25 protein-coding genes are annotated in these 26,690 nt (G+C 71.6%); 6 read left to right on the forward strand and 19 right to left on the reverse strand.

The genetic code is table 11. From position 1 onward, the window contains the following. On the reverse strand, positions 1-828 hold the full coding sequence (locus K8556_RS29180) for an alpha/beta hydrolase (RefSeq protein ID WP_223743394.1): 828 nt from the start codon (positions 826-828) through the stop codon (positions 1-3). Between the two features lie 38 nt (positions 829-866). Next, positions 867-1,580: a hypothetical protein gene (locus K8556_RS29185; protein WP_223743395.1), complete on the reverse strand. Its 714-nt coding sequence runs from the start codon at positions 1,578-1,580 to the stop codon at positions 867-869. A gap of 96 nt (positions 1,581-1,676) precedes the next feature. Between K8556_RS29185 and K8556_RS29190 the strand changes: the two genes are divergently transcribed. Continuing rightward, a complete protein-coding gene (locus K8556_RS29190; RefSeq protein WP_223743396.1) occupies positions 1,677-2,414 on the forward strand; it encodes a tetratricopeptide repeat protein in 738 nt (245 codons plus the stop codon). 81 nt (positions 2,415-2,495) lie between these two features. On the opposite strand, the gene K8556_RS29195 is transcribed toward K8556_RS29190, so the two are convergent. The 13 genes from K8556_RS29195 to K8556_RS29255 all read right to left on the reverse strand — a co-directional run bounded on the left by K8556_RS29195 (position 2,496) and on the right by K8556_RS29255 (position 17,902). Next, on the reverse strand, positions 2,496-2,969 hold the full coding sequence (locus K8556_RS29195; protein WP_223743397.1) for a transposase: 474 nt from the start codon (positions 2,967-2,969) through the stop codon (positions 2,496-2,498). A gap of 71 nt (positions 2,970-3,040) precedes the next feature. Next, entirely contained in the window at positions 3,041-4,225 is a 1,185-nt protein-coding gene (locus tag K8556_RS29200) for an MFS transporter (RefSeq protein WP_223743398.1), read from the reverse strand. A 42-nt stretch (positions 4,226-4,267) separates the two neighbouring features. Further along, complete coding sequence (locus K8556_RS29205; protein WP_223743399.1) at positions 4,268-4,729, reverse strand: carbonic anhydrase; 462 nt, start codon at positions 4,727-4,729, stop codon at positions 4,268-4,270. 72 nt (positions 4,730-4,801) lie between these two features. Then, positions 4,802-5,374 carry an alpha/beta hydrolase gene (locus K8556_RS29210; protein WP_223743400.1) on the reverse strand — a complete coding sequence of 191 codons (573 nt, stop codon included), beginning with the start codon at positions 5,372-5,374 and terminating at the stop codon, positions 4,802-4,804. 22 nt (positions 5,375-5,396) lie between these two features. After that, the gene (locus K8556_RS29215; RefSeq protein WP_223743401.1) at positions 5,397-6,221 is read right to left on the reverse strand and encodes an aminotransferase class IV; all 825 of its coding nucleotides are present in this window, start codon (positions 6,219-6,221) and stop codon (positions 5,397-5,399) included. 84 nt (positions 6,222-6,305) lie between these two features. Next, on the reverse strand, positions 6,306-8,681 hold the full coding sequence (locus K8556_RS29220; RefSeq protein WP_223743402.1) for a PAS domain-containing protein: 2,376 nt from the start codon (positions 8,679-8,681) through the stop codon (positions 6,306-6,308). Between the two features lie 147 nt (positions 8,682-8,828). Continuing rightward, the gene (locus K8556_RS29225) at positions 8,829-9,119 is read right to left on the reverse strand and encodes a hypothetical protein (protein ID WP_223743403.1); all 291 of its coding nucleotides are present in this window, start codon (positions 9,117-9,119) and stop codon (positions 8,829-8,831) included. 125 nt (positions 9,120-9,244) lie between these two features. Further along, positions 9,245-12,544, reverse strand: a complete 3,300-nt coding sequence (locus tag K8556_RS29230; protein WP_223743404.1) for an ATP-binding protein — start codon at positions 12,542-12,544, stop codon at positions 9,245-9,247. 26 nt (positions 12,545-12,570) lie between these two features. Further along, a complete protein-coding gene (locus K8556_RS29235) occupies positions 12,571-13,581 on the reverse strand; it encodes a hypothetical protein (RefSeq protein ID WP_223743405.1) in 1,011 nt (336 codons plus the stop codon). Continuing rightward, entirely contained in the window at positions 13,562-14,773 is a 1,212-nt protein-coding gene (locus tag K8556_RS29240) for an endonuclease domain-containing protein (protein WP_223743406.1), read from the reverse strand. Before K8556_RS29240 ends, K8556_RS29235 begins: the two co-directional genes overlap by 20 nt. A 144-nt stretch (positions 14,774-14,917) precedes the next feature. Further along, positions 14,918-16,147 (reverse strand): MFS transporter, encoded by a 1,230-nt coding sequence (locus tag K8556_RS29245; RefSeq protein WP_223743407.1) that lies wholly within the window; start codon positions 16,145-16,147, stop codon positions 14,918-14,920. Further along, on the reverse strand, positions 16,137-17,078 hold the full coding sequence (locus tag K8556_RS29250) for an NAD-dependent epimerase/dehydratase family protein (RefSeq protein WP_223743408.1): 942 nt from the start codon (positions 17,076-17,078) through the stop codon (positions 16,137-16,139). Before K8556_RS29250 ends, K8556_RS29245 begins: the two co-directional genes overlap by 11 nt. Next, the gene (locus K8556_RS29255; protein ID WP_370639983.1) at positions 17,075-17,902 is read right to left on the reverse strand and encodes a lysophospholipid acyltransferase family protein; all 828 of its coding nucleotides are present in this window, start codon (positions 17,900-17,902) and stop codon (positions 17,075-17,077) included. Before K8556_RS29255 ends, K8556_RS29250 begins: the two co-directional genes overlap by 4 nt. Before the next feature lie 118 nt (positions 17,903-18,020). Here K8556_RS29255 and K8556_RS29260 point away from each other — a divergent pair, with 118 nt between their 5' ends. Beyond that, positions 18,021-18,629, forward strand: a complete 609-nt coding sequence (locus K8556_RS29260; RefSeq protein ID WP_223743410.1) for a hypothetical protein — start codon at positions 18,021-18,023, stop codon at positions 18,627-18,629. On the opposite strand, the gene K8556_RS29265 is transcribed toward K8556_RS29260, so the two are convergent. From K8556_RS29265 to K8556_RS29280, 4 genes are all read right to left on the reverse strand, one after another. Then, positions 18,626-19,015 (reverse strand): VOC family protein, encoded by a 390-nt coding sequence (locus K8556_RS29265; protein WP_223743411.1) that lies wholly within the window; start codon positions 19,013-19,015, stop codon positions 18,626-18,628. The two genes, K8556_RS29260 and K8556_RS29265, sit on opposite strands and share 4 nt — an antisense overlap. A gap of 250 nt (positions 19,016-19,265) precedes the next feature. Beyond that, a complete protein-coding gene (locus tag K8556_RS29270) occupies positions 19,266-20,141 on the reverse strand; it encodes a 4-hydroxy-3-methylbut-2-enyl diphosphate reductase (RefSeq protein ID WP_223743412.1) in 876 nt (291 codons plus the stop codon). A gap of 90 nt (positions 20,142-20,231) precedes the next feature. Then, complete coding sequence (locus K8556_RS29275) at positions 20,232-22,061, reverse strand: M56 family metallopeptidase (RefSeq protein WP_223743413.1); 1,830 nt, start codon at positions 22,059-22,061, stop codon at positions 20,232-20,234. Continuing rightward, positions 22,058-22,444, reverse strand: coding sequence for a BlaI/MecI/CopY family transcriptional regulator (locus K8556_RS29280; protein ID WP_223743414.1), 387 nt, complete (start codon positions 22,442-22,444; stop codon positions 22,058-22,060). The genes K8556_RS29275 and K8556_RS29280 overlap by 4 nt, the downstream gene beginning before the upstream one ends. A gap of 234 nt (positions 22,445-22,678) precedes the next feature. Between K8556_RS29280 and K8556_RS29285 the strand changes: the two genes are divergently transcribed. From K8556_RS29285 to K8556_RS29300, 4 genes are all read left to right on the forward strand, one after another. Continuing rightward, positions 22,679-23,818: a glycosyltransferase gene (locus tag K8556_RS29285; protein WP_223743415.1), complete on the forward strand. Its 1,140-nt coding sequence runs from the start codon at positions 22,679-22,681 to the stop codon at positions 23,816-23,818. Beyond that, positions 23,815-24,885 (forward strand): glycosyltransferase, encoded by a 1,071-nt coding sequence (locus tag K8556_RS29290; RefSeq protein ID WP_223743416.1) that lies wholly within the window; start codon positions 23,815-23,817, stop codon positions 24,883-24,885. The genes K8556_RS29285 and K8556_RS29290 overlap by 4 nt, the downstream gene beginning before the upstream one ends. 74 nt (positions 24,886-24,959) lie before the next feature. Continuing rightward, positions 24,960-25,334 carry a DUF2256 and DUF3253 domain-containing protein gene (locus K8556_RS29295; protein ID WP_223743417.1) on the forward strand — a complete coding sequence of 125 codons (375 nt, stop codon included), beginning with the start codon at positions 24,960-24,962 and terminating at the stop codon, positions 25,332-25,334. Between the two features lie 90 nt (positions 25,335-25,424). After that, a complete protein-coding gene (locus tag K8556_RS29300) occupies positions 25,425-26,687 on the forward strand; it encodes a trans-acting enoyl reductase family protein (RefSeq protein WP_223743418.1) in 1,263 nt (420 codons plus the stop codon). Positions 26,688-26,690: the final 3 nt, after the last annotated feature.

The following is a 26,690-nucleotide window of genomic DNA, read 5'->3' on the forward strand; positions in this document are numbered from 1 at the left end:
TCAAGGGAGGACCTTGGTGGAGGCGGGTGCGAAGGCTTCCCGCAGCACCGTCGCCTCCAGGGAACGGTAGATGTTGGCGTGGAGCAGGTCGGGCCGGGGTTCGTACTTCCACTGCAATCCCGTGGGCGCGTTCGCTCGGAGCACTTCGGCCAGGCGTCCGGCCTCGGAGGCGACGTCGTCTCCGGCCGACGCGATGTAGAGCGTGGCCTTCAGGTTCGGCCTCGCCTTGAGCCGCTCTCCGGCCTTGCGCACGCATTCTTCGTTGTTCCACCAGAGGCTGGGGCTCAGCGCGATGGCGGTGCTGAACATCCCGGGCTGGAGGAAGAACGTCTCCATGATGAACAGCCCCGCGAGCGACTCGCCGATGATGGCCGTCTCGTCGGTGACGCGGTACTTGCGGCGGACGTGGGGCATCAGTTCGTCGCGCAGGAAGGCGCGGAAGGCCGCGGAGCCGCCGACGCGCGGGGCGATCTTCTTGTCCTCCTCGACCTGCGTGGGGCCGGTCATGTCCCGGCGCCGTTCGGTGTTCTCGATGCCGACCAGGATGACGGGCCGCATCTCCCCGGCGCGGATGGCGGTGTCCACCGTGGTGGCGACGTGCGGGAAGTCCTCCTGTTCGCCGCCGTCGGGCATGTAGAGGACGGGGTAGCGCACGCCCTTCGCCGCGTCGTAGCCGGGCGGCGTATAGACGTTGATGCGCCGCGTTTCCCGGAGCTTCTTCGACGGCAGCGTGAACGTCGCGTGCGGAGGCATCGGCTCCGTTTCAGCGGCATGGCCCACGCCGCTGACGAGGAGGACCGCGAGCAGGAACAGACGGACACAGCGCATGGGCTGCCACCTCCGGAGGGGAAGAATGCTCGTGGAGCTCAGCGCCGGGACGGCGGCCTGGACGACGACTGCGACTTCGCCTTGGGCACGCGCCGGGCGACGAAGAGGGTGTGCCGCGTCCCCTTGGTGCCGTGCGCCGCGGGGTGGAGGAGCTGGACGGAGAAGCCCACCTCTTCCAACAGCTTCACGTACGCGGGCGAGGGACCGGCGCTCCACACCACCAGCGTTCCGTTGGAACGCAGGGAGTTGAAGGCGTGCGACACGCCGGTGAGGTCGTAGAGGCTGTCGTTGTCCGGGTGGGTCAGGGCCTTCGGGCCGTTGTCCACGTCGAGCAGGATGGCGTCGAAGGCGCCCTGCTGCCTGCGCATCACCTTGCCCACGTCACCCTCCACCACGGTGACGCGCGGGTCCTCCAGCGGGGCCTTCGCCAGCGGCGCGAGCACGCCCCGGTTCCACTCCACGACCGGGGACATCAGCTCCGCGACGACGACGCGGGCGCCCGGACCCAGGCGGTCGAGCACGGCGCGGACCGTGAAGCCGAAGCCCAGGCCGCCCACGAGCACCCGGGCGGGCGCGTCCGGCGTGAGGTTCGCGCAGCCGGCCTCGGCCATGGCCATCTCCGAACCATGCTGGCGGCTGGACATCAACGTCTGGCCGCGCACTCGCAGCACGTACTCTTCGTCCCGCCGGGCGAGCACGACCTCACCCACGTCCGGCATCTGCGCTCGCTCCACTGTTTCCCAGGGCTTCATGCCAGCGCTCTTCGCGCGACCGGGCTCCCGGGTCAAGTCGCCACCTTGACACCCCGGGACGTGCCTGCGAAATGCCGGGCGACCGCCCCCACCCACATGGAACGCAACGGACGACAGGCGTGGCCCCCGGAACTCTCCGAGCCCCTGCGCGAGGTGGACCGCCTGCGCCGGGGAGGCCGTTACACGTCGGCGCTCGCGCTGGCGCGGACGCTGGCGGAGGCGCATCCGACGCAGGTGCGGGTGCTGGTGGAGGTGGGGCTGACGCTCGGGGTGTGGGGCGGCCAGCCGGCGGAGGCGCTGCCCTGGTTCGACCGCGTGCTGGAGCTGGCGCCCGGCCACGTGGCCACGCGCTACCACCGGGCGCTCACGCTCGCCCGGCTGGGCAGGCACGCGGAGGCGGTGGAGGGCTTCACGCAGGTGGAGGCCGCGGGGTTCCGCAAGGCGCTGGTGCTGCACATGAAGCGCGCGCAGTCGCTCGAAGCGCTGGGCCGGTTCGCGGAGGCGGAGGCGGACTGGACGGCGGCCCTGGCGGAGGACCGGGGCAACCCGTGGCTGCTCCAGCAGCGGGCCCGGAGCCGCACCCGCGCGGGGCGGACGGAGGCCGCGGAGCAGGACCTGACCGAAGCACTCGCATCCCAGCAGGGCGAAGCGGTGGACCCCGAGCTGCTCCATGAGCGGGGCGTGCTCCGGCTCCAGCGCGGTGATGCCGCGGGTGCTCGCGCCGACTTCGAAGCGGGGCTCCAGGCCTTCCGCGTGGGCGATCCGCCGTCATTGCTGGATGCGATGCGGAGCGGGCTCCAAGACGTAGCGACCCGTGAGGGTGGGCCGCGCTGAGCGCCTCTTCGGTGCTCGGCATGCTCCGGCGTGGGGCCAGGAAGCGGCATCCGGTGAGGGGCGCTTGCTCTGTTGAGATCCTCAGGCGACCTTGCGGAGTGCACAGTTGTGCAGCACGCCGTGCAGGAGTGTTTCGCGGACGCGTTGCCGCCAGGTACGCCCCGCGAGCACGTCACCGAAGCGCCGCTTGAGGCTGGAGAAGAAGCTCTCGGCCTGCCAACGCCGGGCGTACAGGCGCCTGGGAAGGTGCAGCAGCAAGCTCCGACGCTCGCGGTTCTGCACGCGCGAAGGGGGCGGGAGCTTCACTCGGCTGATTGGACGCAACCGATGGGTGCGGCAGCGCCGAAGCGTCCGGGTGGAGTCATCTCCAGCATCGGCGAGGATGATGCTCGAAGAGTGGCGGTGCTGGGATTGGAGCACCCGTTGCTGCACTTCGCAGGTGTCATGACGCGGGCCCACATCCGCCACCTGGGCCAGAAGTGAGCGCACGCGCAAAGGCGAGTCTTGAAGTCGAATCAAGCCCGCGCGCTCCGCCATGCGGACGGCTTCATCCAACAGGTACCCCAACCACGCGGTGCGGGCGCTCAGAGCTTCTTTCCTCGCGCCTGCCTCGCCGCTTCGAATGCCTATGCGTGCTCGGGTTGTGCCGGCGCGGGACGGCCGCTGGCGCGGTTCGCGACCGCGAAGAGGGCGGCTCCGAGCAGCGTGAGCGCGACGGCGGCCCAGGCCGGCGCGAGGTAGCCATACCCCGCCGCGATGACCAGGCCGCCCAGCCACGCTCCCGCGGCGTTGGCGATGTTCAGGGCGGAGTGGGACATCGACGCGGCCAGGGAGGGCGCACCGGGCGAGGCCTCCATGAGCCGCACCTGCACCGCCGGCGCGAGGAACTGCGCCGCGATGCCAATGAGGAACACCAGCGGGACCGCTGCCCACGGCGACCGCGCCGTGAGCGCGAACAGGCCCATCACCAGCGTCGTCGCGCCGAACCCCACCCACATCGCGAGCGACACGGAATGGTCCGTCAGACGTCCGCCCAGCATCGCCCCCACCGTCATGCCCACGCCGAACAGCGCGAGCACCCACGGCAGCGCCGACTCGGGCAGCCCCGACACGAGCGTCAGCGTCGGCGCGATGTAGCTGTAGACCGCGAACAGCCCTCCGAAGCCCACCGCGCCCACCAGCGACGTCCACCACACCTGCGGCTCTTTCAGCGCGGACAGCTCCCGCCGGATGCTGCTGCCTCCCAGCGTCGCCACGTGCGGCACCCACAGCCAGTGGGCCACGAGCGTCACCAGCCCGATGGCACCGACCAGCAGGAACGTGCTGCGCCAGCCCACCTGCTGCCCCAGGAACGTCGCCGCCGGGACGCCGACGATGTTGGCGACCGTCAGTCCGGCCATGATCAGCGCCGCCGCGCGCCCCTTGCGCCCGGGCCCCAGCAGCTCCGCGCCCACGACGGAGCCCACGCCGAAGTAGGCCCCGTGCGGCAGGCCCGCGATGAACCGGGCCGCGATGAGCGTTTCAATCGTGGGCGCCAGCGCCGAGGCCGTGTTGCCCAGCGTGAACGCCACCATCAACACCCGCAGCAGCGCCCGGCGCGACATCCGCGCCGTCACGATGGCGACCAGCGGCGCCCCCACGACCACGCCCAGCGCATAGGCGGTGATGACGTGTCCGCTCCGGGGAATCGTCGTCCCGAGCCCGCTCGCGATCCTCGGGAGGATGCCCATGGTGGCGAACTCGGTCGTCCCGATGCCAAAGCCTCCCAGGGACAACGCCAGGAGCGCCCTGCCTGCGTTGGGTGTCTTCACGGGCGTCCCGTATCAGGTCGGCGGACGCCTGTCGCTTCGGGCTCAGCCCTCGCGGGGGATGGGCTCGAACTCGAGGGTCTTCCCGTGGGGGCGCACGTAGTAGAGGTGGATGCGCAGGTGCGGGTACGCCGTCTGGAGCTCCTTCGCGCCGAAGTGCAGGTCCTTCAACTGCTGCTCCACCGCGATGTCCGGCCCCAGCGCGCTGTGCTTCGCGTGGTAGTAGCCGCACCCCGCGTGCGCCAGCAGCAGCACGTCCTCGATGTGATGACCCTCGATGAGGAAGCGGGCGGCCTTCGTGAAGCCCTCGCTCTCCAGGTAGTCCGACGCCCAGCGGTTGAGGAGCGCGGGGCCGCCAGGAATCGTGAGCGTGTCGATGCGCGGGTGGCCCAGGTGGCGGGCCAGGTCCTCCACGGCCTCGGTGAAGCGCCCGTCCGAGCAGTACACGGCCAGGGTCTTCGGGTGGGCGGCCTCGAAGGGGACACGGGAGACGAAGGGAGCGGACATGTCCCCCAGGTTAATGGCTCCCGGCCCCCGCGAAAGCTCCTTCGAGGCGTCGCAGGCCCTGGCGCCGGCGGCTCAGCGCGCCCCGAAGCGCTCCTGGAGCGCGGCCAGCACGGCGGGCTCCTGGGGGTTGTTGAAGTGCCGTCCCCCGGGGACGAGGCGCACCTCCGCGCCCAGCCGCTCCTCGAAGAGGCGCGTGTTGCGGCGGAAGTCGGACGTGAAGGGGTCGGAGTCCGACAGCAGCACGACGCAGCGGCGGAGCGCGGCGCGGATCCGCTCGAAGTCCATGGGCGTGTCCAGCCACGGCCGCAGCGTGTCCCAGGGCGTGTCGACCTCGAACCAGCCCGCGACGAAGATGGCGCCCTCCACGGTGTGGCCCGGAAGCAGCGCGGACAGGTAGCGCATCACGGCCTGACAGCCGACGCTGTGGCCCAGGAACACGGTGGAGGGCGCGGGTACGGGGCCCGCTTCCCTGGCGAGCGTGGACACCCAGCCGTCCACGGTGGGCGCGCCCGGTGTGGGCATGTCCAGCGCGCGGACGGTGTCGAAGAGGGGCGGCGTGCGCAGCTTCGCGGTGAGCCAGGGGTAGAAGTCCGTGTCGGGGCTTCCAGCCCAGCGGGGGACCATGATGAGCGAGCGGGTCGTCATGGCCGCCAAGTGTGCCACGGGCTCAGCCCTCGCGAATGGCCCGGGCCTCGAGCGCGGCGCGGGCCCGCTCCGCGAGCCGCAGGCTGTCCGGGAGCTCCCGGCCCAGCAGCCGGGGGACGCCCACGGCCAGCGCCACCGCGTTGCTGTAGAAGCACGCCTGCGCCCGGGCCAGGTCCGCCAGCGGCAGCACGCGCTCCACCACCGGCAGGCCCTCCACGGACGCCATGGCCAGCAGCACCGCGCGGGAGATGCCCGGCAGGCACGGCGCGGACAGCGGCGGGGTGACGAGCGCGCCGTCCACCTGCACGAAGAGGTTGGCGGTGGGCAGCTCGCAGACCTCCTCCGCCTCGTTGGTGAGCACGGGCAGCCACGGCAGCAGCGCGTGCTGGCGGAAGTACGAGAGGCCCTTGTGGTTCACCGTGCGCTCCGCGCGCCGGTAGGCCCTGGCCTCCACGCCTTCCAGCTCGCGGCCCTGCCGGTGCAGGGCTTCCAGCTCCGCGGGGAACGGACGGAAGGTGCACAGCACGTGGCCGTCGCTGACCGCGAGCTTGCCCACGCCGGTGAAGCGGGGCCCCATCGCCGGCTCCGCGGCGAGGCAGCGGCCCAGGGCCTCCCGCACGGCGTCCTCGCGCAGGAGCGCGGGGGCCGGGGCGCGCACGGCGGTGGGGAACGCGTCCAGGCTCCCGCGCAGGCGGGACAGGTGCCGCGCGAGGAACCTCGGCTGCCCCGCGTCGATGCGGAAGGTGGTGAAGAAGCCCGCGCCGAAGAAGAAGCCCTGGGAGAAGTCGTGCAGGCGCAGGTCCTCCCAGCGCTGGACGACGCCATCGACGGAGACGGTGGAGAACATGTTCAGGCCTGGCGGGAGGCGGGCAGGGCGCCGTCGAAGTGCATGGCCCCATACTAGACCCGGGCCCGCGCCCGGGGAGGGGCGTCACGGGGTGCCGGGCAGCGTGAAGAAGAACGCGGCGCCGTGGCCCGGCTGGCTCTCCACCCAGACCCGGCCGCCGTGGGCCTCCACCAGCCCCTTGACGATGGCGAGCCCCAACCCGGCGCCTGCCTTGCGCGTGTGGATGGCCTGCCAGAAGCGGTCGAACACGTGGGGCAGCGACCGCGGGTCGATGCCCGGCCCCGAGTCCACCACGCGGAAGCACACCTGCTCCCCCTGGCGCTCGGCCTTCAGCAGGATGCGGCCCCCGGCCGGGGTGAAGCGGATGGCGTTGCCCACCAGGTTCTGGAAGATGCGCACCAGGCGCGCCCGGTCCGCGCGCACCCGGGGGAGGTCCGGCCCGGTCTCCACGTCGAGCCGCAGCGCCTTGTCCGCCGCCAGGAGCTCGTTCAGGGCCTGCACCTGGTGGAGCAGCGGGGGCACGTCCAGCGGCTCCAGGTCCAGCAGCGTGTGCCCCGACTCCACCCGCGCCACCTCCAGCAGGTCGTCGATGAGCCCCTCCATGTTGCCCACCACGAGGCGGACCTTGCGCAGGGCCTCCGTGGCGCTCGCCTCTTCGTGCGTCCGGCTCAGGCTGCGCTCCGCGGAGCGGGACAGCAGGGAGATGGTGTTCAGCGGCGCGCGCAGGTCATGGGAGACGATGCCCAGCGTCTCGTCTCTCGCGGCGACGGCCTGCTTCGCGGTGCGGTACAGCCGCGCGTTCTCCAGCGCCAGCGCGGTCCGCCGCGCCAGCTCCTCCACCAGGGGGAGGCTCTCCTGGCCGTAGCGCAGGCCCGTGTGCGTGGACACCAGCAGCAGCTCCCCCAGGGAGTGGCCCTGGAAGGCCAGCGGCACGGCCACCGCGGACTCCACGCCGGGGCTGTCCGCGGCGGGCCCTGACAGCAGCACGCCGGCCCCCGTGTGCACCGCCCGCGCCACGGTCCGTCCCAGGGCGCTTGGGGCCCCGGGGACGCACGCCGCTCGCAGCGCGTCCGCCAGTTCGGGCGTCACGGCGGTGACCTCGGTGGAGGGGCCCTCTTCCGGGCAGCCGCCCCGCGTGGCGATGGCGCAGCCGTCCGCGAGCGTGGGCACCGCGAGCGTCACCACGGTGCGGACCACCTCCCCGCAGTCCAGGGAGCGCGTGCTGGCGGCGCCCATGTCGGAGAGGAAGCGGCCCCACAGCTCCACGCGCCGCTTCTCCGTGATGTCGCGGAAGTAGACGCAGAGCCCCTCCGGGGACGGGTACGCCACGACGCGCAGCCAGCGGTTGTCCACGACCGAGGGCTGCTCCTCCTCCACGGGGTGCTGCGCCGCGGAGGCCCGGCGCACCAGGGCCTCCATGGCCGGGCCGTGGTCGATGGAGAAGACGTCCTCCAGCCGCCGGCCCAGCAGCACCTCGCGCTGGAGGCCGAAGTGGGCCTCGGCGGGCCGGTTCACATAGGTGAAGCGCCCGTCCCGGTCGAACGCGGCGAAGCCGTCGGTGATGCGCTCGAGCACCGCGTTCATCCGTTCGCGCGCGGCCTCCGCCTCCTCGCGGGCGGCCTCCTCCCGGGCCAGCCGGTTGCGCGCCTCGTCGGCTTCGTGGCGGGCGGTGATGTCCTCGTGGGCCACCACCACGCGCATGGGGCCTGACCCGATGAAGCGCGTGGCGCGCAGCAGGAACCAGCGCCGCTTGCCTCCTCCGGGCTCGTGGCACGGGTAGTCCAGGAGGAACGACTCGCGGTGGCCCGCGAGGATGTCGCGGATGCCCTGGGCCACGGAGGCCGCCTCCCTGGCGTTCGCGCCGCGCGCGGCCTCCGTCACCCGCAGGTAGTTCGCGCCCACGCCGCAGCGGCGGTCCGCGTCCTGACAGCCGTTGTCGCGCGCGAAGCGCCTCCAGGCGGCGTTGACGGCGAGGATGGCGCCCTGGCCATCCAGGATGGCGATGTGCGTGGACAGCGAGTCGAGCGTGGCGCGCAGGAACTTCTCCGACTCGTGCCGCGCATGCTCGGCGCGGACGCGGGCGCTGACATCCCGGAAGGTGACGGTGAGGCCTCCCGAGGAGGGGTACGCGCGCACGTCCAGCCAGGCATCGTGGGGGGCGTAGTAGGCCTCGAACGCGACGTGGACCTGCTGCGTGAGCGCCCGCTGGTGCTCCTGCTCGAACACGGAGCCGCGCGCCTCGGGGAACTCGTCCCACACGTTGCGCCCGAGGAGCTCCTCTCGCGGGCGGCGCAGCAGCCACTCGCTGCTCGCGTTGAGGTAGGTGAAGCGCCAGGAGCGGTCGAGCGCGAAGACCGCGTCCGAGATGCGCTCCAGGGCGTCGAGGGCCTGGATGGACGAGGCACCCTCGGGCGTGGGGCGCCTGCGCGAGGTCCAGTCCTGGCCCTGTCGTACGGCCATTCCTCCCATCCCTCCATGAAAGACACTTGGAGGAAGTATGGGAGTCACTGCCGCGAGAAGCCTCGCGGGGACGGTGCTCTGCTCGGGGGCCGGTTGCGCCCGCGGGAGGGGAGCGCCCCCCTGCCCGCGGGCTTCGGTGCCGGAGGGTTACTGGGCCGCCGGCGCGAACCCGGGGCAGTCCTCACTGAATCCCGTGAGCGCGTACTCGGTCATCTGGCCCGTTCGCAAGGGAGCCCTGCCGCAGAAGCACCGATCCGAGCCGACCTGCGTCGTGTACGTGGCGTCGCTGTAATAGATGGTCAAGGAGTCGGTCGTGCAGCGGTAGAGCGCGTCCACGCGCCTCTCCGGCTCCGAGGCCGCGCGCTGCTCGGCTTCATCCATTCCACAGCCAAACTGAAGTCCGACGACGGCAAGACCCAGCATCAATGAACGGCGCATGGTGTCTCCAGGAGAGAGGGGGAGCTGCCTGGCGATGGTGGCACGTTGGCGCGCGCGAAGGTCCGTGGGTGGGCGCAAAGGCTCTCAAATGCCTGGGGTGTGTTGGATGCACGACCCGGGTGGACTCACCCCGCGTTGCGGATGCCCTGCTCCCCGGAGCGGTGCGCGAGCTGGAGGATTTCCTCCTCGGACAGTTGCTCTGTCTTGATGATGTTCCGGTCCGCCTTGAGCTGTTCCACCTGACCTTCACGCAGGACATGGAATTGACCTGTCTTCTGCGCCGGGAGGCGAACCGAAGCGTCCACGCGCGCCTCCGAGAACATGGGCTTGAGCTTGCGGAGCGCGGTCTCCTCCTTCACCCGGCCCGCGAACCAGGCGCGCACGTTGTCGCGGCACTTGTAGTCCAGGTCGCCGGGGCTCTGCGTCGCGAGCATCACGCCGACGCCGGCCGAACGCGCTCGCCGGAGCAGGTTCTCCATGGGCTGCTTCGTGGCGGGGATGCCCACCGCGGGCAGGTAGATGTCCGCCTCGTCGAAGAGGAGGACCGCCTGGAGCCTGGGCGACGGGTGCTGGCTGGCCCAGCGGTTGGCCTCCACCAGCAGTTGTGACACCCAGAACAGCGAGCTGTGCAGTCCGCCCAGGAACTTGGTGCTGATGATGGTGAGCCGCGTCTTGCCCGGCACCTTCGCGGCCCCCAGCCCCAGCAGCTCGTTCATGTCGAGCTTCTCCCCGGTGTTGGAGAGCAGGCTCTGCGCGTTGAGCCGCAGCGTCGCCAGGTCCTGGGCCAGCTTGATGAAGACCTTGTCATCCAGCCCATGCGCCTCCTGGACGAGCGTCATGTCCTGCGCGGCGACGAAGCGCTGGATGAGGTCCAGGGTGATCTCCTTGCCGGACGGGCGTTGCACCAGCAGGCGCAGCGCCAGGGCCAGCAGGGCCTTCGCGGCCTTGTCCTTCTGGCTGCTCTTGTACTCCAGCATGGTGGAGAGGGCGTCCGCCGCCTGCTGGAGGATCTGGTCGCGCTCCTCGGGCGAGAGCTTGTCGAGCCCCCGGGGCACCACCGGAATCGACAGCGGGCGTCCGTCCGAGCGGCCCGGCGTGTAGAGCGCCACGTCCACGCGCTCCCGCAGCAGCTTGCGGCGCTCGACCATCATCGGGTCGTCCAGCTCCTCCTCCCACGACTCGTCGCGCGCATACGCGGCGAGGTCGCCCTTGCGGTCCACGAGGATGGCGGGGACGCCTTGAATCACCAACTGCTCGATGAGGTTCAGGGCGAGCGTCGTCTTGCCGCTGCCAGGACCCCCGAGGAAGGCGCTGTGCTTGTTCAGCTCATCCGCCTGAACGTAGACGGTGTTGGTGAAGACGCCTTCGGAGACGCCCACGCGCATCTGGCCCTTGGGGCCTTCCTCCTTCTTCGGCGCCTTGGTCCCTTCGCCCTTCTTCGGGGGCCTGGGCGCTTCTTCCGCGACGGCCGTGGGGGTGGGCTCCTCTGGCGTGTGCGGCAGGATGGGGCCCGCGGGAGTGACCTCCCATTCGTTGACCCCGTCCGTCACGGAGGCCTCTCTTGAAGTGCCAGCCTTGCTGGGCACGGGCGTGGCGGACGCCACGGCCACCGTGGTGGAAGGCGTGTACTTCTCCAGGGCCAGCAGGTCCGTGATGCCCTGGAGCCGCGTCACGGGGCGGGCCACGCGGCTCCAGCCGAGGAACGCGGCTTCGTCGTGCTGCTTGCGGAACGCCTTCAGCGCGAGCAGCTCCCGCAGGTCGCTGGGGCCGACCACCGCGCGTCTGCCGCCCTTGCGGTGGAGCACCGCGGTCTGGTCCGCCACCAGCGTGCCCAGGCCCCCGGGGAACTCCGTGGAGCGCACGAGCACCGGCAGGCTCTTCTTCGCGGCCCTGATGGCGCTCTCCATCCGCCTCGCCAGGTGTCCACCCCGGGAGGTGGTGTTGCAGATCGCGACGTAGAGGTGGGTGTTCCCCGGCTGGAGCGTGACGTCGAGCGCGTCGTCCCCGAGGGGCTCCACCCGGAAGCGGGTGGCGCCTCCCAGCTCCTCCGCGCTCACCTGGATGCCCCAGTCGAGCAGGGCCGCGATCTCCGCGTCCTCTTCCGGCACACGCTCCTTGAACCGGGCCTTGAAGTCCGTCCAGGCCTGATCCAGGTCCGGCGCAGGGGGCGTCTGCGTGATGACGGTGACTCCCTTCGCGGGAGGCTGCTTCTTCTCCGGCAGGGGGAACGCCGCCGGCAGCTTGCCGTCCTGGATGGCCTGCTCCCGGTAGCGGTGGCAGGCGTTCAGGATGTCGCGCGTCCGCTGTCCGCTCAGCAGTTCGAAGCCCTGGGGCGGAATGGGGTAGGTGGGCTGGGCCGGGTTGAACGCGATGTCCTGCTGTTCATACAGGGACTTCAGCCGGCGGGCCGCGATGTCCCGCCCCGTCTGCGCGGTGACGTTGAGCTCCAGGTCCACGGGGTCGGGATTGCGCTCGATGCGGTCGTTCATCGACCGGGTGAGCTTTTCGCGCATCGCCGTCCAGAAGTCGGAGAGGCAGCAGACCACCACGATGGCGGATGGCACCTCGGCGGCCACTGACACCAGGGTGCTCATGGCGCGGCGGAAGGAGTGCTCCATCTGTGGCTTCCGCTCGAAGTCGTTCATGTCCTCCACCTGGTCGACGCAGAGGACCATCGCCTTTCCGAAGATCCCCATGAGCTGCCCCAGTTGGATGAGCATCCGGTTGGGGGACTCCTCGGTGTTGCGCGGGACCAGGTTCCCGATGATGGCCCGGTCTTCCGGCGACATCTCCTCGCAGCGCAGCCACTGGACGATGCGGTGGTGGATTCGGGCTTCTCGGCGCTGGAGGCAGAGCAGGGCACGCAGCAGGTTGACGTCAATCTGCCGGAACACCGGATCCGCGTGCAGGTCGTCCGCCACGGCGCGGATGTTGCCGTGCAGGGAGTCGTCATCCAGCACGTCCTCCCCGGGGATGTTGGCCGCGAAGATGTTCGTGCAACGCTTCAAGACCGCTTCGGACAGCAGCATCAACCCCGAGTCTTCGACGCGCCCGTGGTCATAGGGCTTCTCCAGCGAGTCGATGACCTCCGACAGGATGTAGCGGTCGTATTGCGCCACATCCACGGTCATGGGCAGATAGCCGACGTAACCCCTGTCGTTCTCGTGAACGCTGTTGCGGAAGGCGCGCACCAGGTGCGTCTTGCCGCTGCCGGAGTCCCCTTTCAGGAGGAGGATCCTCCCGTCCTCCGGGGGCGTCCGCGCGGTGGCGCGTTTCACGAGCCGCTCGAACGCCGCGCGCGCGGGGGCGTTGATGGAGGGCACGTCGAAAGGATCCCGCTTCCACAGGGTCTGGCCTTGCTGGACGCTGTTGAAGACCTCGGGGCCATCGGACAGGAACGCTTGCAGGCGGGCGTCTTTGGACATGGGGAGGCTCCTGAACGAGAGGGTGGCTAGAGGACGACGAAGTGGAAGGTGGCGCCGTACGAGTTCACTTCGGACTCGGTGATGTCCTGGGGTTTCATCGCCGACAACAGGTCCGCGCGCCCCAGCGACAACTGGCGTGCGCGGTTGGCCGCGAGCAGGGCCTCGTTGAACGCCGGGCGGTCCGCCCACTCGGGCTGCAACGCCTTCCACACGTGGGAGATGAAGACCTTGTTGTCCCCGAAGCGGCCCGAGGGAGGGATGCCCCTCGCCGCGTCCAGCACCCGCGTGGCGAACGACGCGGTATCCGTGGGCAGTGGCTGCACGGGCGCCTCCACGGGCTTCGGCCTGGGCGCGGAGACCTTGTCCGCCTCCGCCAGCACCCACTGCCGCAGCGCCGCCATCCGCACCACCTCCGCGTCCACCCGCGGCGCCCCCACCGCGCGGGCGGCCAACTGCTCCACGCCGCGCTTCGGGTCGCGGACCTCCTGGTCCAGCAGCTTGCCCAGCAGGTGCGCCTGCACCGCGCGCAGCGTGAACGCCTCGTCCGTCTCCACGCCCAGTTGCCGCCACAGCAGGCGGTCTCGCACCTGCGCCAGCGTCGGCGTCTCCGGCCCCTCCACCTGGTGCGCCCGCTTGATCACCAGCGCCCGCACGCCGTCCGCGTCCGACAAGCGCCCCAGCGCGGACTTGGAGCCCGGCAGGCCCAGCCCCTTCGCCAGCAGGTGCTGCTGCTTCACGCGCTTCCACGTGAGCCCCTTGGGCGAGTCCACCCGCAGGAACTTCAACGCCTGCTGACGGCCCGCCCCCGTCAACGCCAGCCCCGAACGGCCCCGGGCCTCCACGAGCTTGTCCTCCAGCAGCTCCGTCAGCAGCGCGTCGAACCGGCCGGTCCATTCGCCCCGGCTCCAGCGGTGCTCCACGAACGCGTGCAGCGTCTTCGCCAGCTCGTTGCGCGTGCCGGCCTTCTTCTCCGAGCGCGTCGCCAGCCAGGCCAGGGCCAAGCCCTGAATCCGGGTATCAGGAGTGTCGGTGTCCATGTCGTGGCTCCCGCCCGCCAGGCGCGTGCCCGCGGGCTTCAATCAACGTGTCGAGGGTGTGGAGGATGTGTTCCAACCGGGACAGCACGTCCGTCGCGAGCAGCCGGTACACCCAGTAGCCCTCGCGCTGCAGGTCCAGGTCCTTGCGCCGGTCGCGGCGGAACCGCTCCGGATCCTGGAAGTGGTGGTAGCCGTCGATCTCCACCGCGATGCGCAGCGAGCGGCACAGCAGGTCCACCTCCCAACTGCGCCTGTCTTCGGGGCGCAGCCGGGCGTTGAGCTCGAAGAGGCCCGCCGTGCGCGGGTGCTCCTCCAGCCGGTCGCGCAGGTACGCCTCCGCCTTGCTCCGCGCCCGGTCCGCGCCCGCCTCGCCCGCGCCCGTCAGCACCGCCAGCGCCACCTCGGCGGCGCTCACCCGCTGCTGCTCGGGTGCCCCCGCGCGCTCCAGCCTCCGGAGCGTCGCCACCGCGCTCGCGGTCTCGGAGGGCTCCTCCGGCACCTCCAGCAGGCCCTCGCGCACCAGCGCCTTCAGCCGCGTCTCCCCGCCCGCCAGGAACGCCCCCAGTGCCTCGCTGGACACCACGCACGCCACCGCGAGCGCCGGCACCGCGCTGCTCAACGCCCCCGCCACCTGGAGCCCCCGGCACGATGGCGCCTCCCCCACCGCCACTCGCACCACGGGGGCCTGCCCGGGCGGCACCAGCGCGTGCAACGCGCGCAGCCCCGCGCCCGGGTTCCTCGCGAACGCCGTGCGCACGGCCTCCGGGAGCGTTCCTGGCTCCACCGCCTCACGGCCAATCACCAGCTCCCGGCACAGCGCCCACGTGGCGTCCGCCAGCACCGCGGGCGGCGGCAGCGCGTCCAGCAACACGCGCCGCTCATGGGCTGTCTTTCCCCGGAACACCGGCGTGTGTCTGGGATTCGCCGCCGTCAGGCTGAACGTCGCCAGCGCCTCCGCGTCCGCTCCCAGGTCCCGCGTCGCCGCCAGCGCCCGGGCCCACCCCAGCGCCGCCTCGTGCGGGTCCTCCCCGGACACCTCCACCACCGTCAGCCCGTGCCGCGCCGCCCACTGACTCCAGAGGGTCCCCCCCAGGGCCTCCGGTCCCTCCAACACGCTCAGGGTCGCGATGCCTTCCGCCCGGCGCCGGGCCTGACGGTCCAACGCATCCAGCAGCGCGACTTCTCCCGCCAATGGCAAGCACTACCCCCCGGGAGTGATGGCCTCACCGCCCCCTCGTGAGCAAAAGACTGCTCCCACGGGTCGGGTGAAGACAAGCCCCCCAAAGGAGGTATGGCGTTGCCGGGAAGGCAGGGACCCGGGTGGGTCTGAAAGGCTTTAGCGCCCCGCGTCGCCGCCGGTTTCCCGATGGAGGAGCACGCCTAGCACCGCCGCCGCGAGCGCCGACACCATGCCCGTCAGGAAGGGGGCCTGGGTGCTCCATGACGCATACATCCAGCCACTCGCCACCGGACCCACCGTGCGGGCCAGCCCACCGCACGACTGCGCCAGACCCAGCACGGCGCCCTGTTGGGACGGCGGGGCGACCTGGGAGGCCTGGCTGGAAATCAAGGGCTGCAGGAAGCCCGTCCCCACGCCCACCAGCACCACGGAGGCCATCATCGCGAGCGCCTGGTGAGACACCGCGAGCCCCGCCATGCCGCCCGCGAGCAGGAGCGCTCCGCAGATGAGCAGCCGGAACTCACCCGCCGCGCGCGACAGCGGGCCAATCAGCCCGCCCTGGATGACCATGCCCAGGCCCCCCACCACCGCGAAGGTGTAGCCCACCTCCTTGGAGCCCCAGCCCAGCCGCGCCTGCACCAGCAGCGCGAACGCCACCTGGAGCGTGGTCATGGACAGGAACACCGCGAAGAACAACCCCAGCACCATCCCCAGGGCCTTGCGCTGGGGCGCGTCCCGCAGCGCGGACCCGCGCGTCTGGGCTTTCGCCGCCACGCGCTTCTCCACCGGGTGCGTCTCCGGCATCGCGAGGAGCGCGCCCGCGAAGCCCACCAGCGCCAGGGCTCCGGCGAGCAGCGGCGGCACCCACGGCCCCAGGCCGGAGAACAGGCCGCCCAGCGTGGGCCCCAGCACCATGCCCAGGCCGATGCCCGCGCCGATGCGCCCCATGGCCTTCGCGCGCGTCTCCTTCGTCGTCACGTCCGCGAGCGCCGCCTGACACGCGGCGATGTTGCCGGACGTGGCCCCCGCCAGGATGCGCGACGCGAACAGGAGCGGCAGCAGCCGCTGGTGGCTGGCCAGCGCGAACAGCGCCATCGCCACCGCGTTCGCCAGCAGGCTCAGCAGGATGACCGACCGCCGCCCGTGCCGGTCCGAGTAGCGCCCGAGCAGCGGCGTGGCGAGCAACTGCGTGAAGCTGAAGCACCCCAGCAGGATGCCCACCGTGCGCGCCGAGCCGCCCATGGACTGCACGTAGAAGGGCAGCATCGGGATGACGATGCCGAAGCCCACCAGGTCCAGGAACACGGTGAGGAACACCACCGCCTCCACCCGGCGCTGCAGGCCCGGCGTGGCGGCGGAGGCGCCGGCCACGCTCTCAGCCGCCATGACCCGCCCGGTCCACCGGGAGCGCGTCCGCGTACGCGCGCAGGATGCGGCCCTCGTCGTAGGCGGCGTGGAAGCCCGTGGCCTCCAGGAAGCGCTTGTTGTCCACCACGATGGGGTAGCGCAGGTGGTCCGTGGCCCCCACGGACAGCCGGGGGAAGCCCGCCCGGCCCAGGAGCAGCGACAGCACCGGCGACGGCAGCGGCACCGGCGTGCGGCCCGTGCCCTTGATGATGACCGACAGCGGCATGGGCGCGGGCCCCGCGACGTTGAAGATGCCGCGCACCTGCTTCTCCAGCGCCAACTGCAGCGCCGTCACCACGTCCTCCTCCTGGAGCACGTGGAAGAGCGGGTCGTAGCCCAGCACCATGGGCACGCGCTTGCCGCGCAGGAGGTTCGCGAGCGTGCCCGTGCCCGGCGTGCCCAGCGTGTACACGAGCCGCAGCACCGCGGTGGTGACGTCCGGCAGGCGCCACAGCGCCGTCGCCGCGTACAGGTCCGCGGCCACCAGGTCCGCCAGCTCCGGGATGGCCTCCAGCGCGCGAGGGGGCTCGTCCTCGCTGTGGTACAGCGGCGAGTCCGGCGCCGCGCCGTAGAACGTGTGCCTGCCCACGAAGAGCACCTGCTTCACGCCGTGCGCCGCGCAGTGGTCGAAGAGCGCCTTGGTGCCGTCCAGGTTGATGCGGCCGCGCTCGTGGCCCTGCACGGTGAACGCCGTCACCGTGGCCATGTGGATGACGGCCTCCGGCTTCCAGCGGCGGAAGACGTCCTCGGCGGCGCGCTTGCGGATGTCCACCGGGTGGATGTCGATGCCCTTGGGCGCGTCCCGCCACGGGCGCACGTCGATGCCCGCGACCTCATGGCCGCTGTCCCGAAGCTTGAGCGCCAGCCTGCGCGCGATGCCGCCGGAGATGCCCGCGATCAACACCCTCATGGCAACAGCCTCCGGGCCCGGCGCAGGTTGCGCTCGGCGCGGTTGTCTTCGATGAGCCGCTGGATGCTCGCCTTCACCTGGTCCACGTAGCCCTGGATGACGTGGTCCTCCTCGTCGCCCGTGCCCTCGAAGACGAGCGGCTCGCCGTAGTGGATCTCCAGCCCCACCGGCAGGGGCAGCGGCAGCAGGTACGGCGTCAGCGGGACGTACGGGATGCCCAGGAGCTTGCCCAGCGCGTACGCGTTGGTGACCGTGGGGATGGCCGCGCCGCCGCCCAGGAAGGCGAAGGGGATGATGGGCGAGCGCGTCTGGAGCGCCAGCCGGATGAACCCCGTGCCGAAGTCCACCAGCGAGTAGCGGTCCGGGTAGAGCTTCGCGGTGCCCCGGGCGCCCTCCGGGAAAATCATCAGCAGCCGGTCGTCCTCCAGGAGGCGCACGGCGTGCTCGGGCAGGCCGGTGAACTGGCCGGTGCGGCTGGCCCACAGCGAGGCCACGGGGAACTTGTGGATGAAGCGCTCCACCATGCCCTGCGCCAGCCGGGGCGGGTCCATCTCCAGCAGGGTGGAGGTGAGCACCATCATCCCGTCCACCGCGACGCCGCCGGAGTGGTTGCCCACCAGCATGCCCCGGCCCCTCTTGGGGATGTGCTGCACGCCGGTGCAGCGCACCCGGAAGTAGTTCCGGTAGAGGAAGGCGAAGAACTCCAGCGCCAGCTTCAGGTGCTTCTTGGAGATGCCGTACGGGTCGACCCCGTACTCGTTGAAGGGCAGCTCCAACCGCTCCACCCGCTCTGACAGCGACTCGCTCTGGGGCACGGGGCGCACCGTAGCACCGCGCGTGCGCTTTGCACGGGGGGCCCGCGTCCCCCATTGTGCGCTGGACGGGTGCCCCGGCCGGGCCCCCAGGGAGTGACGCACGATGGCGGGGCAGCCGTGGACGGGAATGCTGGACGGAGTGGTCGCGTGGGCGAAGGCCCTGCCCGCGGGGCTGTCCAACCAGGTGGCGGTGGACGTGGCCGGGCGGCGGGTGCGCCTGTCGCACGCGCGGGTGGAGGCGCTGTCCAGGGGCGTGCTGGGCCGCGTGAAGGGGTTCACCCTGCGCGCCTGGGACACCACCCCGTCCGTGTACGACCTGCGGCTGGACGTGCGCGGCTGGAAGCTGCGGGTGGAGGCCACCCCCCAGCGCGTGGAGCTGGCCGGGGGGCGCTACACGCTGTGGCTGGCCACGCCGGGCCGGGTGGAGCTGGAGGAGTCCCCCGGCGCCTCGTCCCTGCTGATGGGCGCGCTGCGCACGGGGGCTGGGAGGGCCGCGCTCCAGGCCCTGGCGCGCAAGCTGCTGCCGCCGGGGTTGGCCTGGGACGGGCAGGTGCTCCGGGTGGAGGGGGCGCTGCCGAAGGAGGGCGCCCTGGCGGCGCGCCTCTTCGAGTCCTCCTCCCTGCGGATGACCGTGGAGCACGCGCCGGAGGGGCTGTGGCTGTCCGCCGAGGAGTGGCCGGGGCTCCTGGACCTGCTCCAGGCCGCGCTGGGCCCGGGCGAGGGCGGGCGCCTCTAGCGGCCCTCGCCGTCCCACACGTTGGCGCGGCCCTCCAGGGGACCGCGCTGCGGGCGGACGATGCAGAAGCGGTGGCCCGTGGGGGCCTCCATCACCCACCAGCGCTTCACGTAGGCGACGCGCTTCGCGCCCAGGGCCTCCAGCCGCTCCAGCTCCGCGTCCAGGTCATCCGACTCGATGTCCAGGTGGATGCGGCTCTCGTGCTCCACCTGCTGGAGGAGCAGCGAGGGCTCGGCGTCCGTCGCCTCCAGCTCGCGGTAGTGGGGCGAGTCCGGATCCACCGGCTTAGCCTTCCGTCCCAGCGCCGCGCTCCAGAAGCGGGTGGCGGCTTCGAGGTCCTCGACCTTGCAGTCGATGACGAACGTGCTGAGTCGGCTGTGATGCATGGCTGCGCTCCTGATGGGCCGGGCAGGGGGGAAGCCCGTTGAGGGGGGAGCCAGGGATACACCGAAAAGCATGAGGAAGGTACGACGGAGTGAAAGGCGCGGACGGCCTTACGTGCGCCGTCCGCGTCAGGACAGAAGGCCTACTGCCCGCTCATGCCCGGGCCCGGCTTCCAGACCTTCACGGAGTCGATGGACGCGGTCCACGCGGTGGCGCCGGATGATGGAGGGGAGACCAGGACACCGCGCCTGGCTACTTGCGCTTCTTGGACAGGGAGCGGACGAAGACGGAGTCGATTCCGTGGATGCGCATGGAGACGAAGTCTTGCGCGGTGGCGTTCTCGTAGCCCGCGTCGCGCATCTCCTTCACGAAGGCGGCGGTGACGCCGTGGATGCGCATGGACACCAGCTCCTCCGCGCTCAGGTCCTTGAAGCCCAGGCCGCGCATCTCGCGGATGAAGTCCGGCGTCACGCCGTGGATGCTCATGGACAGGAGTGAGTCCAGGGGCAGGCCCTTGAACCCCAGCGCCGCGAGGCCCTGGATGCGCTCCGGCGTGACGTTGTGGATGCGGCAGCTCACGAGCTGCTCGTGCGTCAGCTTCGGGTAGCCCTCCGCGGCCATGGTCCGGACGTATTCCGGGGTGACGTTGAAGATGCCCACCTGGACCAGCTCTTCCACCGTGGTCACCTTCTGGCCCACGGCCGCGAGCGCCTGGACGCGTTTCGGGCCGACGTTCAGGATGGCCAGGAGGAATTGCTGGTCCGCGTCTGGCTTGGGAATGCCCAGCTCCCCGAGCTTCTTCGTGAAGCTCGCGTCGGAGGTGAAGCGCCAGGTGCCCACGCCCTGTTCGTCCTTGAAGCGGCCCTCGAAGTCGAACGTGCCCGCTTCGCGGACCAGCTTGAAGGGGGCGCTGCTGCCGTCCGCGGTGGACAGCCCCTGGAAGTCGGCGAGCGGCGCGGAGAAGCCGTGGTGCGAATCCGGTCTGTCCTTGGGCTGCAATGACAGATGCAACTGCTGCTCCTTCACGGACGCCCCCCACGTGCCGGTGCGTTGTGCGTCAGCGGCGAGGACGGGAAGGGTGAAGAGCATCAAGACCAGGGTGAGCCACGGAGACAGGCGAGACGTCATGACGGCGACTCCTTTTCGGGCAAGGCGCGGCCCTCCCGCGCGCCCGGGAAGGCGCGCGCGGTGGGGCCGCTTGGGAGGGGAAGGGAGGGGTTACTTCCGGGGCTTCTGCATGCGGCGGATGAAGTCCGCGTCCACGCCGCCGGTGCGCAGGCGCACCAGCTCATCCACGGTGGTGGGCTTGACGCCCGCGCCTTCCAGCTCGCGCAGGTAGCTGGCGTCGACACCCAGCGCACGGAGCTGCACGGCTTCATCCAGGCTCAGCTTCCCGAAGCCCGCGGCCTTCAGTTCGTTGAGCCACGCGGCGTTGATGCCCAGCGCCTTCGCGGACAGCAGGTCGTCGGAGTCCACCGTGTCGAAGCCCAGGGCGGCCATCTGCTTCAGCCACTCCGGCGTGACGCCCAGGTGTTTCAGGGCCATGAGCTGTTCGGCGGAGATGGACCGGCCGAAGCGGTCCGTCATGGACTTCACGTAGTCCGGAGTGACGCCGGCATGCTGGAAGCCCACCAGCGTGTTCACGGTGGGCTCGTAGCCCATGGCGGAGATGCGCTCGACGACCTCCGGCGTGACGCCCGCGATCTTCAGCGCGACGAGCTGGTCCACGCTCAACGGATCCACACCCACGCGGGTCTTCTCGTCGGCATCGTCCGACGCCTTCCTCGCCGCGCGAGCCGCCTCCTTCGAGGAGGGCCCGGGGGTCGGAACCGGCGCGATGACCGGAGCGGGCGCCGGGGGCGGAGCAGGGGGCGCCGCGAGGACCGGGAGCGGCATCGGCTGGGGGACCGCGAGCGGGGCTGGTGCCACGGCGGCGCTCGCGGCAGGAGACGCCAGGGCCTTCGACTCCGGCACCTTCGCGGGGTGCTGCACGGCGAGCGCCGTCAGCGGCACCGCCAGCGCCAGGCTGCTGGCCAGCGTGACGATGGACACCCCCGCCGCCCAGCGCGACGAGCACCGCGACGCGGGCGTCACCACCAACCGCCGCACGCGGTCCTTCAGCGAACCGCCCAGCGCGGACATCGCGGGCCCGCTGGCGTCCATGCCCTGCAACCGCAGCGCCTCCAGGGCGGTGAGCGCTCGGGCGTAGGGGAGGGCGCCGGGGCCCTGCCGCACCGCGAGGTCGTCACAGCAGTTCTCGCGCTCCACGCGGATGACCTGGGACATCCACCACACGGCCGGGTGGTAGAAGAGCAGCGTCTCCACCAGCGTCTGCACCACGTTCACCGCGAAGTCGTGACGGTGGATGTGGGCCAGCTCGTGGGCCAGCACCAGCTCCAGCTCGCGCACGGCCAGCCCGGTGAGCGTGGCCGTGGGGACCAGCACCACCGGCTTCAGCCAGCCCAGCGTGGACGGCACGTCCAGCTTCGACGACACCAGCAGGCGCACCGGACGCGTGAGGTTCATCCGCCGCGCCAGCACCTCCAGCCGCCGCTGCCATTCCCATGACGCGTGCACCGCCTCGTCCACCTGCCGGCGCAGCCCCATCCAGCCCTTGAGCAGCCGCAGCGACGACGTCGCCACGCCCAGCCCCCACGCGAGCACCAGCCACGGCAGGTGCTCGCCCACCTGCTGGAACAGTTCGTCCAGCCGGGGCAGCCTCGCGGCCTCCTTCACGGGCAGGGGACGCGACGCGGGCAGCCGCGCCACGGCGGCGGACACCGGGACCGGCATGGGCGCCACGGGCCGCGGGACGACCGCCGTGCGCGCCGGACGGAGCTCCGTCGCGCGCGAGGCATGCCGCCACGCGGTGGCCACCGGCAGCGCCAGCATGATGCCCAGCGCGCCGCACGCCAGCGCGTAGCGCAGGTTCGCGGAACGCCGCCCCACCCACCGGAGCGCCAGCGCCAGGGCCACCGCCACGAACGCGCCCTGCCACACCAGGTGCACGAGCCCCCAACCCACCGCTTCCAAAATGAGACCGTTCATGACCCCGACTCCTTCTCCAGCGAATCCAGCAACTGGCGCAGCTCCGCCAGCTCCTCCGGGGACGTCTTCTTCGTGGACAGGGCCTGAAGGGCGAGCCGCGCCGGCGAACCGCCGAACACGCGGTCCACCAGGTCGGTGACCAACTGCTGCTGGGTGCTCTCCCGGGGGAGCCGGGCGCTGTAGACGTGCGCGCGCTGGGACTCGTCCCGCGTCACCAGCCCCTTCTCCGTCATGATCTGCATCGTCTTCAGGACGGTGGTGTAGCCGCTCCCGTCCTGGAGCGTCTCGTGGACCTCGCGCACCGTGCGCGCGCCCCCGTCCCACAGCACCCGCAGGATGGCCAGCTCGGCATCCGTGGGTCGCGGCAGCTTTCCTCGGCTCATGGCTTCCTCTCTCCTCACCGCTTCCTACGGATAGTTATACGAACGATTTCGTAGATGTCAACGAAGCCCTTCGTACTTCATGGGCAAGGGGCCCTGGAGGGTGGGGAGGTGGCGGCGCGAAGGCTGGCGCCCAGACAAGCCATCAGGGAGGGGTGAACCGGACGGCGGGGTGTTTACCGTTTTCCCGACCGGGCCCATGGACGCGGCGGTGTGGGCCCGAGGAGCCGTCCATCCATGCGTGTCATCCTCTTCTGTCACTCCCTGCTGTCGGACTGGAACCATGGAGACGCCCACTTCCTGCGCGGCGTGGTGACGGAGCTGGCCGCGCGAGGCCACTCCGTGCGCGTGTTCGAACCCGAGGACTCGCGCAGCTTCCAGTGTCTGCTGGAGGAGCCCCACGGCGTGGCCGTGCTCAACGAGGTCCGCGCCCTCTACCCGCACGTGCGTCCGGAGCGCTACGCGCCCGAAGCGCTGGACCTGGAGACCGTGCTCGATGACGCGGACCTGGTGCTGGTGCACGCCTGGACGCCGCCGGACCTGGTGCGCCGCATCGGCGCGAAGCGGCGTGACGGCGGCCGCTTCCGCCTCCTCTTCCACGACACCTGGCACCGCGGTGTCAGCGCGCCCGGGTCGATGGCCCGCTACGCGCTGTCCCGCTACGACGGCGTGCTCGCCTCCGGGGACGTGCTGCGCGACCTCTACCTGGAGAAGGGCTGGGCCCAGCGCGCATGGACCTGGCATGAAGCCGCGGACGTGCGCGTGTTCCACCCGCGTCCGCGCAACCGCGAGGTGCGGGACCTGGTCTGGATTGGCAACGGGGGGGATGACGAGCGCACGCAGGAGCTGCAGGAGTTCCTGGTGGAGCCGGTGCACGAGCTGGGCCTCTCCGCGCGGGTGCACGGCGTGCGCTACCCGGCCCCAGTCCTGCGCGCCCTCTTCGAAGCCGGCATCGAGTACGCCGGCTGGCTGCCCAACCACCGCGTGCCCCTGGCCTTCTCCCAGGCGCGCGTCACCGTGCACATCCCCCGGCGGCCCTACGCCACGCTGCTGCCCGGCATCCCCACCATCCGCCCCTTCGAAGCGCTGGCGTGCGGCATCCCGCTGGTGTCGTCCCCCTGGGAGGACTCGGATGGGCTCTTCACCGCGGGCCGGGACTACCTCGTCGCCCGGGACGGCGCCGAGATGCGGCGCCACCTGTCCGCGCTGGTCTCGGACGCGCAGATGCGGCACGCCTTCGCGGAAGCAGGCCTGCGCACGGTATTGTCACGGCACACCTGCGCGCACCGGGTGGAGGCGTTGCTCGTCATCTGTCAGGAGCTGGGGATGTCTGGCGCCGCCCTCCATCCGCTGTCCTCGGAAGGAGTCCTCGCATGAGCCATGGCCTGCGCATCGCCTTCTTCGGTGCCAGCGTCGTGTCCACCTGGTGGAACGGCGCGGCCACCTGCTACCGCGGCCTGCTCCGCGCCCTTCACGCGCGTGGCCACCAGGTCACTGTCTATGAACCGGACGTCTCCGGCTGGCAGCAGCACCGCGACCTCCAGGCGCCGGACTGGGCCCGCGTCGTCGTCTACTCCAACAACCTGGGCTCGGTGGACGAGTGCCTGGATGACGCCTTCGGCGTGGACGTCGTGGTGAAGGCCAGTGACGTGGGCGCGCTCGACGCGTACCTGGATTCGCGCGTGCTGGAGCTGCGCCGCTCCGGCACGCAGGTGGTGTTCTGGGACTTGAGCGCGCCCGCCACGCTGGAGCGCGTGGCGAAGGACGCCCACCACCTCTTCCGCCAGTGCATCCCGCGCTTCGACCACATCCTCACGTCCGGCGGCGGCGCGCCGGTGGTGAACGCGTACCGCGAGCTGGGAGCCAGGCACTGCGTGTCCATCCCCCCCGCGGTGGACCCGGACACGCACCACCCCGCGGCGCCCGAGGCGCGCTTCGCCTGTGACCTGGCCTTCCTGGGCCACCGGCTGCCGGATCGCGAGGCGCGCGTGGAGGCCTGCTTCTTCAAGGTCGCGGAGGCGCTGCCCCGCTCGCGCATGCTCCTGGGCGGCAACGGCTGGGAGGAGCGCGTCGTGCCCGCCAACGTCGGGCGCCTGGGCCACGTCTACACGCAGGACCACAACGCGCTGAACTGCTCGGCGCGCGCGGTGCTCAACCTCCACCGCGACAGCATGGCGCGCTTCGGCTTCTCACCGGCCCCGCGCGTGTTCGAGGCCGCGGGCGCGGGGGCCTGTCTCATCACCGACGCTTTCGAGGGGGTGGAGCAGTTCCTGGAGCCCGGCCGCGAGGTGCTGGTGGCCCGCTCCGGTGAAGAGGTCACCGAGCACCTGCGGCGCCTCACCCCGGAGGATGCGCGGCGCATGGGACAGGCCGCGCTCCGGCGCGTGCTGGCCGAGCACACGTACGCGCACCGCGCCCTGGAGGTGGAGGCGGCGCTGGGCTGAATCCTCCGGGTGCGCGAGCGCTGGCGTCGGTCGGGGTTGAAATCCGGCGGGGCGGGACGCATCGATGGGGGCACATGGCCTCGCCCCCGCCCCCCAAGCCCTGCGCCGTCTGCGGCCGGGACATCACCTGGCGCCGCAAGTGGGCGCGCGACTGGGAACAGGTGCGCTACTGCTCGGACGCGTGCCGGGGGAAGCGGACCCAGGCGCGGGACTCCCCCTGGGAGGCGCGCATCCTGGAGCTGCTCTCCCAGCGGGCGGGCGGCGCCACCGTGTGCCCCTCGGAGGTCGCCTGGGCGTCGGGTGGGGAGGACTGGCGCGCGTGCATGGAGCCCGTGCGCGAGGCGGCGCGCAGGCTCGTCGCGCGGGGCGTGCTGGACATCGTCCAGGGGGGCCGGGTGGTGGACCCGTCCACCGCGCGCGGGCCCCTCCGGCTGCGCCTGCGCGCCTGACGTCCCGGGATGTGGCGCCCTGCACAGGGCGTTCACGCAGCGTGGAATCGCGCTTGCGCGCACATGGAGGGTCCGGCTACGCGCCGCCCCATGGCCCACGACAAGAAGCCCGCGTTCGACATCATCCTGTGGGGTGCCACGGGATTCACCGGCCGCCTGGTGGCGGAGTACCTGGCGCGCAACCAGGACGCGCACCGCGCGAAGTGGGCCCTCGCCGGGCGGGATGAGGGCAAGCTTTCGCAGGTCCGCTCGGAGCTGGCGACGGTGCGGCCGGAGTTCGCGGACCTGCCGGTGGTGCTCGCGGACGCGAAGGACGCGGCCTCGCTGGACGCGATGGTGGCGCGCACGCGCGTCATCATCTCCACGGTGGGCCCCTACGCGCGCTACGGCAACGAGCTGGTCGCCGCCTGCGTCCGCGCCGGCACGGACTACTGTGACCTGACGGGCGAGGTGCAGTGGATGCGCAAGACCATCGACGCCCACGACGCGCGGGCGCGCGAGACGGGCGCCCGCATCGTGCACACCTGCGGCTTCGACTCCATCCCCTCCGACCTGGGCACGCTGATGGTCCAGGACTACATGCGGGAGAAGCACGGCGGCCACTGCGACCAGGTGCGCTTCCACCTGACGCGCATGCGCGGCGGCTTCAGCGGCGGCACCATCGCCAGCATGATGGACACCCTGGCGGCGGTGAAGGCCGAGCCGGCCCTCAAGAAGGTGCTGACCAGCGCCCACGCGCTGGACCCGGAGCCCTCCCGGGGCACGAAGGAGGAGCGCGACCTGGCCACGGTGAAGAAGAGCCCGGACACGGGCACGTGGACCGCGCCCTTCGTGATGGCCTCCGTCAACACGCGCGTCGTGCGCCGCTCCAACGCGCTGTTGGGCTACCCGTGGGGCCGGGACTTCTTCTACTCGGAGGTCTCCGACTTCGGCCCCGGGCCCCGGGGGCTGGCGCTCGCCGCGGCGACCACCGCGGGGCTGGGCGGCTTCATGGTCCTGTCGAACGTGGACCCCGTGCGGGAGCTCCTGGAGAAGCACGTGCTGCCCGCGCCGGGCGAGGGCCCGTCCGCCACCGTGCGCGAGCGCGGCCACTTCGAGGTGCGGCTCCTGGGCGAGGGCCACTCGCCCAAGAGCGGCCAGCGCGTGAAGGTGGAGGGGAAGGTCGCGGCGAAGGGGGACCCGGGCTACGCGGCCACGGCGCGCATGCTGGCGGAGTCCGCGCTGTGCCTCGCCTTCGACACCATTCCCAAGCGGGGTGGCGTGCTCACCCCCGCGTCCGCCATGGGCATGGTGCTGGTGGATCGCCTGCGCAAGGCGGGCATGACGTTCGAGGTGCACGACCGCGCCGCGTGAGGG

This window comes from Corallococcus sp. AS-1-12, from assembly GCF_020036995.1.
GTDB lineage: Bacteria > Myxococcota > Myxococcia > Myxococcales > Myxococcaceae > Corallococcus.

Excerpts from the sequence above, each read along its gene's own strand:
- K8556_RS29180 (WP_223743394.1), bottom strand. The coding sequence starts at position 828 with ATGCGCTGTGTCCGTCTGTTCCTGCTCGCGGTCCTCCTCGTCAGCGGC.
- K8556_RS29185 (WP_223743395.1), bottom strand. The coding sequence starts at position 1,580 with ATGAAGCCCTGGGAAACAGTGGAGCGAGCGCAGATGCCGGACGTGGGT.
- K8556_RS29190 (WP_223743396.1), top strand. The coding sequence starts at position 1,677 with ATGGAACGCAACGGACGACAGGCGTGGCCCCCGGAACTCTCCGAGCCC.
- K8556_RS29205 (WP_223743399.1), bottom strand. The coding sequence starts at position 4,729 with ATGTCCGCTCCCTTCGTCTCCCGTGTCCCCTTCGAGGCCGCCCACCCG.
- K8556_RS29210 (WP_223743400.1), bottom strand. The coding sequence starts at position 5,374 with ATGACGACCCGCTCGCTCATCATGGTCCCCCGCTGGGCTGGAAGCCCC.
- K8556_RS29215 (WP_223743401.1), bottom strand. The coding sequence starts at position 6,221 with ATGTTCTCCACCGTCTCCGTCGATGGCGTCGTCCAGCGCTGGGAGGAC.
- K8556_RS29220 (WP_223743402.1), bottom strand. The coding sequence starts at position 8,681 with ATGGCCGTACGACAGGGCCAGGACTGGACCTCGCGCAGGCGCCCCACG.
- K8556_RS29225 (WP_223743403.1), bottom strand. The coding sequence starts at position 9,119 with ATGCGCCGTTCATTGATGCTGGGTCTTGCCGTCGTCGGACTTCAGTTT.
- K8556_RS29230 (WP_223743404.1), bottom strand. The coding sequence starts at position 12,544 with ATGTCCAAAGACGCCCGCCTGCAAGCGTTCCTGTCCGATGGCCCCGAG.
- K8556_RS29235 (WP_223743405.1), bottom strand. The coding sequence starts at position 13,581 with ATGGACACCGACACTCCTGATACCCGGATTCAGGGCTTGGCCCTGGCC.
- K8556_RS29245 (WP_223743407.1), bottom strand. The coding sequence starts at position 16,147 with ATGGCGGCTGAGAGCGTGGCCGGCGCCTCCGCCGCCACGCCGGGCCTG.
- K8556_RS29250 (WP_223743408.1), bottom strand. The coding sequence starts at position 17,078 with ATGAGGGTGTTGATCGCGGGCATCTCCGGCGGCATCGCGCGCAGGCTG.
- K8556_RS29260 (WP_223743410.1), top strand. The coding sequence starts at position 18,021 with ATGCTGGACGGAGTGGTCGCGTGGGCGAAGGCCCTGCCCGCGGGGCTG.
- K8556_RS29265 (WP_223743411.1), bottom strand. The coding sequence starts at position 19,015 with ATGCATCACAGCCGACTCAGCACGTTCGTCATCGACTGCAAGGTCGAG.
- K8556_RS29270 (WP_223743412.1), bottom strand. The coding sequence starts at position 20,141 with ATGACGTCTCGCCTGTCTCCGTGGCTCACCCTGGTCTTGATGCTCTTC.
- K8556_RS29275 (WP_223743413.1), bottom strand. The coding sequence starts at position 22,061 with ATGAACGGTCTCATTTTGGAAGCGGTGGGTTGGGGGCTCGTGCACCTG.
- K8556_RS29280 (WP_223743414.1), bottom strand. The coding sequence starts at position 22,444 with ATGAGCCGAGGAAAGCTGCCGCGACCCACGGATGCCGAGCTGGCCATC.
- K8556_RS29285 (WP_223743415.1), top strand. The coding sequence starts at position 22,679 with ATGCGTGTCATCCTCTTCTGTCACTCCCTGCTGTCGGACTGGAACCAT.
- K8556_RS29290 (WP_223743416.1), top strand. The coding sequence starts at position 23,815 with ATGAGCCATGGCCTGCGCATCGCCTTCTTCGGTGCCAGCGTCGTGTCC.
- K8556_RS29295 (WP_223743417.1), top strand. The coding sequence starts at position 24,960 with ATGGCCTCGCCCCCGCCCCCCAAGCCCTGCGCCGTCTGCGGCCGGGAC.
- K8556_RS29300 (WP_223743418.1), top strand. The coding sequence starts at position 25,425 with ATGGCCCACGACAAGAAGCCCGCGTTCGACATCATCCTGTGGGGTGCC.